Below are 12,034 nucleotides of genomic sequence, written 5' to 3'. Positions count from 1 at the left end.
TTTTTTAACGACAAATAATCATTATTTTTGTCTGACGTATAAACTGAAAATAAATAAATTAAAACAACAATAAAATGTCAATTTTAGTAAACAAAGATTCTAAAGTAATTGTACAAGGATTTACAGGGAACGAAGGAACTTTCCACGCTGGTCAGATGATTGAATACGGAACCAATGTAGTAGGTGGTGTTACTCCAGGAAAAGGAGGTAGCGAGCACTTAGGAAAGCCGGTATTTAATACAGTTGCTGACGCTGTTGAAAAAGCAGGAGCAAACGTAAGTATCATTTTCGTACCACCGGCATTCGCAGCAGACGCTATCATGGAAGCTGCTGAAGCAGGAATCAAAGTAATTGTATGTATTACTGAAGGTATTCCTGTAGCTGATATGGTAAAAGTAAAATCTTATATCGCAGACAGAGACTGCAGATTAATCGGACCAAACTGCCCTGGAATCATTACTTCTGAAGAAGCTAAAATTGGTATTATGCCAGGTTTCGTTTTCAAAAAAGGTAAAGTAGGTATCGTTTCAAAATCAGGTACTCTTACTTACGAAGCTGCTGACCAGGTTGTAAGAGCGGGTTACGGTATTTCTACTGCTATCGGTATCGGTGGTGACCCAATCATTGGAACGACTACAAGAGAAGCATTAGAGCTATTTATCAATGATCCTGAAACTGAAGCTGTTGTAATGATTGGTGAAATTGGTGGAGGTCTTGAAGCTGAAGCTGCAAGATGGTACAAAGCAAGCGGATCTACTAAACCGGTTGTAGGGTTCATCGCTGGACAAACCGCTCCAAAAGGAAGAACAATGGGTCACGCAGGTGCTATCGTAGGTGGTGCTGAAGATACAGCTCAGGCAAAAATGGAAATCATGAGACAAAACGGGATCAACGTAGTAGATTCTCCAGCTGATATCGGTGCTACTGTAGCAAAAATTCTAGGATAATACAAAACAAAAACATATGAAAAAACTTTTATTAGCCTCAGCACTTACTCTTTCTGCTTTATCTTTTGCACAGGTGCAATGGGGAAGCACAAGATTTGGTGTTACAGGCGGCTTAAACTACTCCAGAGTATCCAATGCCCATAATCCTTCGGGCCCAAGATATACTTTTCAGGCTGGAGCTTTGGCTTTAATCCCCGTAGGAAAGACAAACCAGTTCTTTATTCAACCTGAAGTAGAGTACTACGGTGCTGGAGAAACAGGGAAAAATAAAGACTCTAAGGGTATGAGTGGTTATGATGCATTATATGCTAATAATTACCTAAGTGTACCTCTTTATTTCAAAGGATATTTTTCAGAAGCTGAATCAGAATTCTTTGGATTATTAGGACCTAGATTTAACTTTTTACTAAACCAAAACGTTAAAGATGTTCCTGTAGGCAGACCTTACTATGATCCGGACGTTACAGACCCTAGCCAGCCGGCAGGTGTAAACGGTAAAGCGAAAAGCTTTAACTGGGGAATAGGATTGGGAATAGGATATAGTTACAAGAGACAACTTGAAGTAGCTGTAAAATATGACTTAGGTCTTGGAGATACTTACCCTGGTCTTAAGAAAGAAACAAAAGGGACTGATAAGAAAAAATCAGAACAGGTATTGGCTCTTACGTTAAGCTATATATTCCAATAGAATATTTCAAAATAGAAAATCCCGGAAACTTTAGTTTCCGGGATTTTTTTGTTGATATGTTTTATTAAATTATCCTTTAATCCACTTCCAAAGCTCTTTCATAGTCGCTTTATTCCCGTACATCAAAATACCTACGCGGTAGATTTTTCCAGCCACGAAAATCATAAAAATGGTGGTTCCAAGCAATAATGCAATAGATAATGCAATCTGCCATGCAGGAACCCCAAACGGAATTCTGGCAATCATTGCAACCGGTGAGGTAAATGGAATGATAGACAACCAAAAACCTAACGGCCCGTCAGGATTGTTCATCAACGTGAAACTTCCGTACATTCCTAACATTAATGGTAAAACTGCAAATAAAGTGAACTGTTGTGTCTCCGTTTCGTTATCCACTGCAGAACCAATGGCTGCATAAATAGAACTGTAAAATATATAGCCTAAAAGGAAGAAAACGATGAATACAAAGATGATCAGAGGAAAATTCAGCTCCAGTAAGCTATGAGAAATCTGGGTCGCAAGCTGTCCCATATCCAGTTTGCTGGCAATTTCTTCATTTCCGCCGGGAATATTTTTCTGAAGAGGAGAGAACCCGGTATTTAAAACCAGTGCTCCTATTACAGACATGGTGATCCAGATAATAAACTGTGTCAAAGCAACCATCGTTACTCCCAAAATCTTACCCATCATCAGTTCAAAAGGTTTCACAGAGGAAATAATAATCTCTACAACACGGTTGTTCTTCTCTTCAAGCACACTTCTCATTACCCTTACTCCATAAATAATAATGAACATAAAAGTAACATACATCAAAACCATACTCAATCCGGATTTTACTCCAAAGGAAAGATCAGAATCTTCTTTGTTATTATCCGTAACATTAATGGTTTTTAAGGTGAAGCTTTTATCAAGATCATTGAGCTGGGTCTCCTGAATGCCCAGTTGTTTTATTTTTTCTTTTTTAACAACATTGCTGATGTCAGAAACAATTTTCTGCTTTGTGTCAAATCCTATTTTACTGTTGATCACTAATCTTGTTTCCTTTTCAAGTGAATCAAAATTTTGATTTTTCAGCTCAGGAAGAATCAAGATGCCATCCAGAGATTCATTTCCTTTTAAGTTGTTAATCTTAGATTTTTCATCTGCAGCAGAAACAAAAACATAATTTAATTTATCGTTAGATTTCAGCTGATTGATAAATAATCCGCTTTTGTCAACCACTTCTATGATACTGTGAGACTCATTCGCTTTAAACATCAGCCCGATTACCGCTCCAAAAGCAATAATCATTATCGGTGCCAGCAAAGTCAATATGATGAAAGATTTTTTCTTAACCTGCGTAAGAAACTCTCTCTTGGTAATTAAAAAAATATTATTCATAAAAATTAAGAATGGTTACTTACAGCATTAATAAACACTTCATTCATACTGGGAATTCTTTCGTCGAATGATCTCACTTTTCCTACCTGTACAAGATCAAGAAGAACGTTGTTCTGGCTTTCCTCATTTTTCAGGTCAAAAGAAACAAGATTATTTTCATTCGATAAATTAAAAATATCATACTTGCTTTTGAAATTGTCAAACTGATCATTGCTTACCTCAGAAAGGGTAACCCCGAAAATATTTTTCTTGAATTTTTCCCTTACATCAAAAACCCTTCCGTCAATAATTTTCTTAGAATTATTGATCAGCGCAACATAATCACACATTTCCTCCACGCTTTCCATTCTGTGCGTAGAAAGAATAATGGTGGTTCCGTTATTTTTAAGGTCAATGATCTGATCTTTAATTAAGTTTGCATTTACAGGGTCAAAGCCGGAAAAAGGCTCATCAAGAATTAAAAGATTAGGTCTGTGAAGGACTGTTACCACAAACTGAATTTTTTGTGCCATTCCTTTAGAAAGTTCAGAAAGCTTTTTCTTCCACCATTGGTCAATGTGCAGCTTTTCAAACCATTTTTTGGCTTCATTCAGAGCATCACTTTTACTCATTCCTTTCAGTTCCCCGAAATATAAAATCTGGTCACCAACACTCATGTTTTTGTACAATCCTCTTTCTTCGGGCATATAACCGATGTCTTTGATGTGGCTGGGATTCAGTTTTTCTCCATTGATGAAGATATCTCCTGAGTCAGCTTGAGTAATTTGATTGATGATCCGGATAAAAGAAGTTTTTCCGGCTCCGTTGGGACCTAAAAGACCGTAAATACTGCCTTTCGGAACATGGATGCTGAAATCATCCAGTGCGACCTTTTTTCCGGCATTATAGGTCTTTTTAATATATTCAGCTTTTAGCATTAAATTGTTCTTTTTACTGTTAGTATTAAAAAGTCCCGAAAGTTACGGAAATATTAAAACAGAATTAATGTAAAAAGAAAAAATCCTGATGATTATCAGGATTTTAATTTATTGTTTTACGATTTGAGTAACTTTCTGTGTATTGTCACTTAAAATATAACGTATCATGTATTTTCCGGGCTTCAATTTTTCAATATTGATCTCACCGGAATTCATGTTGACTGTATAATTAGCGACCTGCATACCCAAAATTGAATAAAAAGTCACACTCTTGATCTTTAAAGATGGATCTTTTGCCTTAACGATAAGGAAATCCTTTGCAGGATTTGGATAGGCAAGCAATACACCATCATCTGCCTTTTGAGTGATGGAACCCGGCTCTCTAAGCTGAGCTTTTAAATTGTTGGAAAACCCAACAAAAGTGCCTACAAATAGAAATAAAAGTAAAAGTTTTTTCATCAAATTTATAATTTCTCGAATATATATAACAAATGTAATAAATTCTACAATTTCATACAATAGTTTTTTGTAGAACTTATACTAAATTTGTAGAAACTTATTCAAAAAGTATTCCAAAATGATACATTCAAGAAATAGAAGACTTAGAATTAACGAATCTATCAGAAGTTTGGTAAGAGAAAATGTGCTTACAACTGATGATTTTGTAATGCCGATCTTCGTAATGGAGGGCGAAAACAAGCAGGAGGCAATCCCGTCTATGCCGGGAATTTTTAGGCGGAGCATAGATTTAACAGTGAAGGAATGTAAGGAATTATTTTCTTTGGGAGTAAAAGCCGTCAATTTGTACATGAAAGTGTCAGAACATCTGAAAGACAATACCGGAAAAGAAGCATGGAACAAAGACGGATTGATGCAGAACACCATCAAAGCAATCAAAGATGCCGTTCCGGGAATGATTGTGATGCCGGATGTAGCTTTAGATCCCTATTCAATTTACGGACACGATGGAATCATTGAAAACGGAAAGGTTCTCAATGATGCTACCAATGATGCACTGGCAAGAATGTCAGTATCTCATGCAGAAGCAGGAGCAGATCTTGTGGCTCCAAGTGATATGATGGACGGAAGAGTGCAGATCATTCGTGAAGCATTGGAAGATAGCGGATTTACTGATGTAGGAATTGTAAGCTATGCTGCCAAATATGCAAGTTCTTTCTATGGACCTTTCAGAAGTGCCTTAGACAGCGCTCCGAAAGATGATTTGGAAATTCCGAAAGATAAAAAGACTTACCAGATGGACTTCCACAATACCCGCGAAGCATTGAACGAAGTTTTCAAAGACATTCATGAAGGAGCAGATGTGATCATGATTAAACCGGGTCTTCCTTATCTGGATATCGTTTCCAAAGTACGTGATGCTATTGATCTTCCGATTGCAGTTTATAACGTAAGTGGAGAATATGCCATGGTAAAAGCGGCTGCTCAAAACGGATGGCTGGATAATGACAAAACGATCATTGAAAGTCTGACATGTTTCAAAAGAGCAGGAGCAGACATGATCTTCACCTATTTTGCGAAAGAAGCTGCTATCTTGTTGAATAAATAAGGCCTATAGCATCTTTGATCCGGATATAAACGTTAATGTTAGGTTAACAGTCTTCATAAGAAACTTTCACATAGATAAAACTGCTATTTTTGGTTTAAACTAATTTCGAGAAACGAAATCATTAAAACATCAAAAGAATTTATTTATGAAAAATCTTAAAAAGATTGAGAGAAATCAATTGAAGGAAATCAAAGGAGGAGACATTATTATTGATGATCCTAATTGTGGAACATGGTGTAAAGGAGTTTGGCATCCATGTACAATCAACCATTTGGCTTGCCCACCAGAGTGATTGTATCCAGTATAAAAAGAAACAGGCCGTTCGAATGAGAACGGCCTGTTTTATTTTAATGAAGGGTATGAATGATTGATTTTATAACCACCCCTTTTTTCCATACACATAAGTATCATCAAACTGCTTGTCACTCATAAAGAGATATAAAATACCTTCAATGAAAGGAATGATGGAAGCAGCTCCTAAAGTAACAACATTCAGAACCAGCTGAATGATTCCTTCTTTTGTATATCCCAGATAAAATTTATTTAAAGCCAGCCATCCTACAAGAATTCCCAATAATGCCGCAGGGATTTTCTTTTCCGAACGGTAAGGAACATTGCTTTGCTGGTTTTGTACATTTTCTGTTTTTGTATAACCGTAATTTTCCATTTCTTAATATTTATAAATGATTGATATGTTTTATTATGAGTAGATTAAAATAATAAAAAGTTACAATGATTTAGAGATGGACAAGTTTATATTTAATACAAACAGGTTTATATAAACATAAACAAGTTTATATTTTTGATATATTTGCCCTATGATTTTACGAGGAGAAAACTTAATCAAGGAATACGGTCCTAAAAAAGTTGTAAAAGGCGTTTCTGTACAGGTTCAACAGGGAGAAATTGTTGGTTTGCTGGGTCCGAACGGAGCAGGAAAAACCACATCGTTTTATATGATTGTAGGGTTGGTTAAGCCCACTTCAGGAAAGATTTTTCTGGATAAACAGGAAATTACTACAGATGCCATGTACCGAAGAGCCCAAAAGGGAATCGGATATCTGGCGCAGGAAGCTTCGGTTTTCAGAAAACTGTCTGTGGAGGAAAACATCATGGGAGTATTACAGCTGACTAAGCTTTCTAAGCGTGAACAGCAGATCAAATGTGATGAACTGATTGAAGAGTTTTCTTTACAGCACGTTCGTAAAAACAGAGGAGATCTTCTTTCCGGAGGAGAAAGACGTAGAACTGAAATCGCCCGTTGTCTTGCTACAAGCCCGAACTTTATTCTTCTGGATGAACCTTTTGCAGGAGTAGACCCGATTGCTGTAGAAGATATTCAGAAAATTGTACGAAGCCTTGTAGACAAAAACATCGGAATTCTGATTACAGACCACAACGTACAGCAAACCCTTGCTATTACCAATAAAACCTATATTATGTTTGAAGGAAAGATCCTGAAAGAAGGACTTCCGGAAGATCTTGCGAATGATCCGCAGGTAAGAGAAGCATATCTGGGTGAAAACTTCGTCTATCAGAGTATTTTGGATAAACCTAAAAAGAAGAAATACGCATACAATATCTGGGCAGGTAATTTTGATTCTAAAGCTCAGCTGCAGGGATTTGTAGATGAAAATTTCAAAATGTTTGATGATCTGAGACTGATGTATGGTTTTGAAGATATCAGTTTTGCTTCACTAGCAAATTCTGAAATTGAGCATATTTTTAATGATGTGGTGGATAAAAATGCCAACAATTCATTTGTTTTCCAGAAAAAGGAAATTAATTCCCAATATTCTCTGGAACAGGCAGAAGCAGAATCTAAAGAAGCCAGCAGAAAAGAACTGCATTATCTTACGACTTATCTGTTTGAAGGATAAAATATAAAGCATTTACTTGCTGAAAATAATAATAAAACGTACCTTTTTCTTTTGAAAGCGGTACGTTTTTCATTTAAAATGACTTCTATTTATGGCTAAACCTTTTAACAGAACTGTAACTTTATTCGGAATCTATAAGCAGCTTGTTCCTTTTATCAGACCCTATCGTCCCATGATTTATGGTACCTTATTTCTTACTTTTCTGGGAGCTCTGGCAGCACAGGTAAACCCAATTGTTTTGAAATATACCGTGGATGAGGTGACCAAGCTTACCCATCTTCCGCATCCGATGTCAGAAGGAATTCATATTCTCATCATTATTTCTATTATTTTATTGGGAAAAGAACTTCTAAATATTTTTATCAACTTCGGACAGAAATTTTATGGAGAAAAAATCAGGATTAATGTAAGTTCCGTATTGGCGCAATCAGCGATTGATAAAATTCTGACCTATAGAGTTGCTTATTTCAACGATGAAAACCATGAGTCCGGGAAATTACAGATCAGGATAGACCGCGGAATAGAAAGTCTGACAAAGCTGGTTCAGAATTTCTTTATTGATATTTTGCCTCTTTTTTCCAATGCCATCATTGCGCTGATCATTATGTATATGCAGAATGTGTATGTAGGACTTGTTTCTACGATTATTGTTCCAATTTACTTCTATATCAGTTCGCTTCAGGCAAAGAAACTGAACGGAGTCCGCCGCCAGCTTAGAAATCAAAGAGAAAAAAAACATCCGGATTGTTGAACCTGATCAATTCCATTATGGTGATTAAAAGTTTTGTCCGGGAAAAATTTGAAGGAAAAAAACAATATGATCTTCAGATGGAGTTGATGGAAAGCCAGATGATCACAAGGAAAACCAACTTTATTTATGATGGATTAAAAACTTTTATAGAGCAGTTCGGAGTCGTTCTGATTATCCTTTTAACCGTTTATTTGGTGTTGGATCAGCAGATGACTATTGGAGCAATTATGCTTCATATCATGCTTTTTAATAATGTTTCTGCACCTATTCGACAGCTTCACAGGATTTATGATGATATGAACGATGCCATGATCTATGCTGAAGGGTATTTCGATATTCTGAATGCAGATAATGAAACAGAATCGAACGGAAATTTTGTAGAAAAAGAAATCAAAGGAACTTTTGAACTGAAAAATGTTGATTTCACATATCCCAATGGTACAAAAGCATTGCATGATGTTTCCATGAAAATTGAAAACGGAAAAACGACAGCTTTGGTAGGATTAAGCGGAGCTGGAAAATCAACAGTTATTAATCTTTTATGTAAATTCTATCTTCCGGATTCCGGGAAAATTCTTCTGGACGGAGTCAATCTCAATGAATTTGACAATACTTTTCTGAGAAGTGATCTCGGTCTTGTACTTCAGAGAAATCATATCTTTCAGGGAAGTATAGAAGACAATATACGCTATGGAGATATGAATGCCAGCTTTGAAGAAATTGAAGAAGCCGCAAAAAAAGCGTATCTGCATGAACAGATTATGGATCTTCCAGACAAATACCAGCATGATGCTACCCAGCTTTCCGGGGGGCAGCAGCAGAGAATTGCCATTGCACGACTGTTTCTTAAAAATCCTCCCATCATCTTTTTGGATGAACCTACAGCCAGTCTGGATGCTATTGCTACCGAACAGATTAAAAACTCGCTGGATGCCATTAAAGAAGGAAGAACCGTGATCATCATTTCACACTCGCTGTCACAGATTCTGGATTCTGATGTTATTTATGTGATGAAAAAAGGAAGGGTGGTTGAAAATGGAACCCATGATGAACTGTACAACAAAGAAGGAACCTATCGTGAGATTTTTGATGCCTCAGCACGCAGTCTGAATCTTGATAAACTGGTGAATACTTATAAGGAAAACTAAAAAAGCTTTACAATTTATCATTCAAACCTCAAAAAAGAGTTTTAGCTTTGTTATACAATGAATGATCACTATCTAAAAAAACTCGATCGGGTAACGGCCATTCTTACCCAGCTGCAATCTAAACCTATTGTGCGGGCTCAGGATCTGGCGGAAAAGTTTGATGTAAGTATCAGAACCATTTACCGTGATGTGAAAACCCTTGAAAATGCAGGAATTCCTATTGTAGGAGAAGCAGGAAATGGCTATTCTTTAATGGATGGTTATAAGCTTCCTCCCATTATGTTTACCAAAGAAGAAGTTTTAAGTTTCATCACCGCTGAAAAGCTGATGCAGAAATTTTCTCATCAAAGTTTGGGAAGTCATTATCAGGTGGCCATGGAAAAAGTACGCTCGGTATTAAGGCATTCTGATAAGAATCTGATCCAGAATATTGAAAAGCAGATTGATGTTTTCAGTTTTCATACAGATTCCGGAGATTCCCTTAAAAATGTAATTCCTGTTATTCTGGAAAGTATCGCAGAGAAAACCCAGCTCCATATAAGATATAAAACTGTAGACGGGAGAGTAGATAACAGAACCATTGAAACAGTCGGTATGTTTTTTGAATTTAATATCTGGTACATCATGGCATATTGTACATTGAGAAAAGATTTCAGGCAGTTTCGGATCGACAGGATTTTAGAAATTTCAAAAACGCAGAATCCTTATCTTCAGGAATATGGACAGGTAAATGATTACCGTAAAAAATCAAATGCAAATAAAGTCAAAGCCAAACTTCTGGTCGATAAAAAGATAATGAATCATCTGGTAAATTCTAAAAAATACTATGGGCTGACAGAAGAAGTAGAGACAGAAAATGGTGTAGAACTTACTTTTGAAACAGAATGGATCAATGACGGATTCCCACGATGGGTCATCACTTTTGCAGACTATGCCACTGTTCTGGAACCGGAAAGTCTTCGTATACGTTTGAAAGAGTTGCTGGTGAAAATGGTTGAAAGACATCAATAATAAACCCCAACAAGACAGCTGTTGAGGTTTAAAGACTTCATTGAGGCAAATAAATGAAATGGTTAATAAGCTAAAGGCAAAATCACAAAAAAGCTAAATTTGTTTTGTCGCAAAAATGATATGAGTTGTTTAGATTAAAGAAAAACTATTATTCATCAATGACATTGTAATGATCGTTTTTCTTATAGTTTTCGCCTTTCTGCAATTTTACCTTTTTGTTTTTATTAGAATCTTTCCCAGAAGAAAGGAGGTTCAATTCCTAAAGCTCTCAGATAAACATATCCCTGTCCACGGTGGTGAACTTCGTTATCTACAAAATAAAGAATGTTCTGGTATACCGGAAATTCATACTGTCCGAATAAATTGAAAGTCTCCTGAAAACGTTCTTCAGAAATCTGATTAAAATAGTGATTGATTACTTCTGTTTCCTCATCCCATTTCTTTAAAAGTTCTTCTTTAGTTTTCGGGTTGAATGCTTCTTCACTGTACGCTTCCATATTTCCTTCTACAATTCCTTTTAAAGCAGGTCCGCCAATGCTGATTAGTTCTACTGCCAGTTTTGCAAACGGTCTCATTCCGCCTACTGAAAACTCAAATAATTCTTTTTCAGGAAAAGATTCAATCACTCTTCTTGTCAAATTTCTGTGTCCCTGCCAGTCGTTTAATAGCTGTTCAGAAGTCATGAATTGTTTAGTGGCTGTTGCTGTAGTTGTCATAATGTTATTTATTTTGTTTGTTGTTGGTACAAAGGTAAGAGAGGGTTATGACAACAGTTTGTCAGTAGGATTTTTGATCTTAAAAAAATATTTTTTTTATCATCAAATATTGGCTGTACTTTTGCGTTAGAAGAGTAGTGTATTACTAAAAAAAATCGCAATTAATAGAATTATGAAGAAGTATATTTTGCCTGTTGTCACTGCTTTTTTAGTAGTATCATGCAATAAGATAGAGGAAAAAATTGACCAGACTGTTCAAAAGACAACCGAAACAGTGCAGCAGAAAGCAGAGCAGGCTGTAGAAGAAACAGTAAAGAAAACAGTCAATGAATCTATAAATTCTTTAACTAATTCCGAAGACGTTAAGTTTAATACTGTTTTCCGTGGCACCGGAGCTTCTATTGTTTCTGAAGAAAAAGGGAAGAAAATTAAGATTCCGGGAAGATCTGAAGGATATATCTTTAAATATAAAGCAGATATTGCGGTATTGCTCCCGTTTCTGGAAGGCCAGCCAACTTCCGATGAAAGTAAATCTGATAAAACTGCCCGTAAGATTGATGGGCAGAATATCATAGATAAAATAAGTTTTCTATCGAAATTCCTTCCTGATAATACTTTTGATGCCAGTATTCTGGAAGATATAAAATCCGATAAAAACATTCAGTATTATAAGCTGAAAAGATTTCCCAACAGTAGTACAATTATCTACAACCCAAAAAATCAGACCATCATACAATACGTAGAGGTAAATAAATAATTTGGATATGGCCGGTTTCTCCCGGCCATTTTTTGTGCGCTGTCATTGCGTGCCATAAGAGAAGCGATCCCAATTTACTGGAAACTACTTGCCTTTAAGAAATGAAATCATGTTTATTTCTGATGTTAAATAATTGTTTTTTTTATACGAATAGGATGTTGTTGATTAATTTTTTTTCGAATCATTAATAAATCGCTTTGTGTTTTATAAATAATTTTCTGTTTTTATGAAATAATATAATTTTTGTTAATAGCAAAAGAAATTGTTATTAT

The 12,034-nt window shown here is 35.9% G+C and carries 11 protein-coding genes and 2 pseudogenes; 8 read left to right on the top strand and 5 right to left on the bottom strand.

All coding sequences use genetic code 11. From position 1 onward, the window contains the following. Positions 1-74 precede the first annotated feature (74 nt). Positions 75-947, top strand: a complete 873-nt coding sequence (gene sucD, locus CLU97_RS15395; RefSeq protein WP_121488719.1) for a succinate--CoA ligase subunit alpha — start codon at positions 75-77, stop codon at positions 945-947. Between the two features lie 16 nt (positions 948-963). After that, the gene (locus CLU97_RS15390) at positions 964-1,635 is read left to right on the top strand and encodes a porin family protein (RefSeq protein ID WP_121488718.1); all 672 of its coding nucleotides are present in this window, start codon (positions 964-966) and stop codon (positions 1,633-1,635) included. 69 nt (positions 1,636-1,704) lie between these two features. Here the strand turns inward: CLU97_RS15390 and CLU97_RS15385 are convergent, their stop codons facing one another. The 3 genes from CLU97_RS15385 to CLU97_RS15375 all read right to left on the bottom strand — a co-directional run bounded on the left by CLU97_RS15385 (position 1,705) and on the right by CLU97_RS15375 (position 4,391). Beyond that, positions 1,705-3,015 carry an ABC transporter permease gene (locus tag CLU97_RS15385; RefSeq protein ID WP_121488717.1) on the bottom strand — a complete coding sequence of 437 codons (1,311 nt, stop codon included), beginning with the start codon at positions 3,013-3,015 and terminating at the stop codon, positions 1,705-1,707. Positions 3,016-3,020: 5 nt separating this feature from the next. Next, entirely contained in the window at positions 3,021-3,932 is a 912-nt protein-coding gene (locus CLU97_RS15380) for an ABC transporter ATP-binding protein (RefSeq protein ID WP_121488716.1), read from the bottom strand. Between the two features lie 108 nt (positions 3,933-4,040). After that, positions 4,041-4,391 (bottom strand): T9SS type A sorting domain-containing protein, encoded by a 351-nt coding sequence (locus tag CLU97_RS15375; RefSeq protein WP_121488715.1) that lies wholly within the window; start codon positions 4,389-4,391, stop codon positions 4,041-4,043. 118 nt (positions 4,392-4,509) lie between these two features. Between CLU97_RS15375 and hemB the strand changes: the two genes are divergently transcribed. Together hemB and CLU97_RS24400 are read left to right on the top strand one after the other, a co-directional pair. Further along, the gene (hemB, locus tag CLU97_RS15370; RefSeq protein WP_121488714.1) at positions 4,510-5,499 is read left to right on the top strand and encodes a porphobilinogen synthase; all 990 of its coding nucleotides are present in this window, start codon (positions 4,510-4,512) and stop codon (positions 5,497-5,499) included. 145 nt (positions 5,500-5,644) lie between these two features. Next, on the top strand, positions 5,645-5,791 hold the full coding sequence (locus CLU97_RS24400; protein ID WP_410493394.1) for a bacteriocin-like protein: 147 nt from the start codon (positions 5,645-5,647) through the stop codon (positions 5,789-5,791). A gap of 81 nt (positions 5,792-5,872) precedes the next feature. Here CLU97_RS24400 and CLU97_RS15365 read toward each other — a convergent pair whose 3' ends face one another. After that, a complete protein-coding gene (locus CLU97_RS15365; protein ID WP_047434469.1) occupies positions 5,873-6,166 on the bottom strand; it encodes a TM2 domain-containing protein in 294 nt (97 codons plus the stop codon). A gap of 151 nt (positions 6,167-6,317) precedes the next feature. Between CLU97_RS15365 and lptB the strand changes: the two are divergent. The 3 genes and pseudogenes from lptB to CLU97_RS15350 form a co-directional block, all read left to right on the top strand. Further along, positions 6,318-7,043 (top strand): annotated as a pseudogene (gene lptB, locus CLU97_RS15360) (LPS export ABC transporter ATP-binding protein); the annotation flags it as partial. Positions 7,044-7,551: 508 nt separating this feature from the next. Then, positions 7,552-9,278, top strand: a pseudogene (locus CLU97_RS15355) (ABC transporter ATP-binding protein). Between the two features lie 57 nt (positions 9,279-9,335). After that, entirely contained in the window at positions 9,336-10,289 is a 954-nt protein-coding gene (locus CLU97_RS15350; RefSeq protein WP_121488712.1) for a helix-turn-helix transcriptional regulator, read from the top strand. Positions 10,290-10,513: 224 nt separating this feature from the next. Here CLU97_RS15350 and CLU97_RS15345 read toward each other — a convergent pair whose 3' ends face one another. Beyond that, positions 10,514-11,005 carry a DinB family protein gene (locus tag CLU97_RS15345; protein WP_089690008.1) on the bottom strand — a complete coding sequence of 164 codons (492 nt, stop codon included), beginning with the start codon at positions 11,003-11,005 and terminating at the stop codon, positions 10,514-10,516. A 172-nt stretch (positions 11,006-11,177) separates the two neighbouring features. On the opposite strand from CLU97_RS15345, the gene CLU97_RS15340 reads away from it, so the two are divergent. Then, positions 11,178-11,762 (top strand): hypothetical protein, encoded by a 585-nt coding sequence (locus tag CLU97_RS15340; RefSeq protein WP_121488711.1) that lies wholly within the window; start codon positions 11,178-11,180, stop codon positions 11,760-11,762. Positions 11,763-12,034 lie beyond the last annotated feature (272 nt).

This window comes from Chryseobacterium sp. 7, assembly GCF_003663845.1.
Classification (GTDB): domain Bacteria; phylum Bacteroidota; class Bacteroidia; order Flavobacteriales; family Weeksellaceae; genus Chryseobacterium.
This window is presented reverse-complemented; position numbering and strand designations above follow the sequence as displayed.

What these genes read in the sequence shown, in the direction of transcription:
- CLU97_RS15375 (WP_121488715.1), bottom strand. Translation starts at nt 4,391, where the DNA reads ATGAAAAAACTTTTACTTTTATTTCTATTTGTAGGCACTTTTGTTGGG.
- CLU97_RS15390 (WP_121488718.1), top strand. Translation starts at nt 964, where the DNA reads ATGAAAAAACTTTTATTAGCCTCAGCACTTACTCTTTCTGCTTTATCT.
- CLU97_RS15365 (WP_047434469.1), bottom strand. Translation starts at nt 6,166, where the DNA reads ATGGAAAATTACGGTTATACAAAAACAGAAAATGTACAAAACCAGCAA.
- hemB (WP_121488714.1), top strand. Translation starts at nt 4,510, where the DNA reads ATGATACATTCAAGAAATAGAAGACTTAGAATTAACGAATCTATCAGA.
- CLU97_RS24400 (WP_410493394.1), top strand. Translation starts at nt 5,645, where the DNA reads ATGAAAAATCTTAAAAAGATTGAGAGAAATCAATTGAAGGAAATCAAA.
- CLU97_RS15340 (WP_121488711.1), top strand. Translation starts at nt 11,178, where the DNA reads ATGAAGAAGTATATTTTGCCTGTTGTCACTGCTTTTTTAGTAGTATCA.
- CLU97_RS15380 (WP_121488716.1), bottom strand. Translation starts at nt 3,932, where the DNA reads ATGCTAAAAGCTGAATATATTAAAAAGACCTATAATGCCGGAAAAAAG.
- CLU97_RS15345 (WP_089690008.1), bottom strand. Translation starts at nt 11,005, where the DNA reads ATGACAACTACAGCAACAGCCACTAAACAATTCATGACTTCTGAACAG.
- sucD (WP_121488719.1), top strand. Translation starts at nt 75, where the DNA reads ATGTCAATTTTAGTAAACAAAGATTCTAAAGTAATTGTACAAGGATTT.
- CLU97_RS15385 (WP_121488717.1), bottom strand. Translation starts at nt 3,015, where the DNA reads ATGAATAATATTTTTTTAATTACCAAGAGAGAGTTTCTTACGCAGGTT.
- CLU97_RS15350 (WP_121488712.1), top strand. Translation starts at nt 9,336, where the DNA reads ATGAATGATCACTATCTAAAAAAACTCGATCGGGTAACGGCCATTCTT.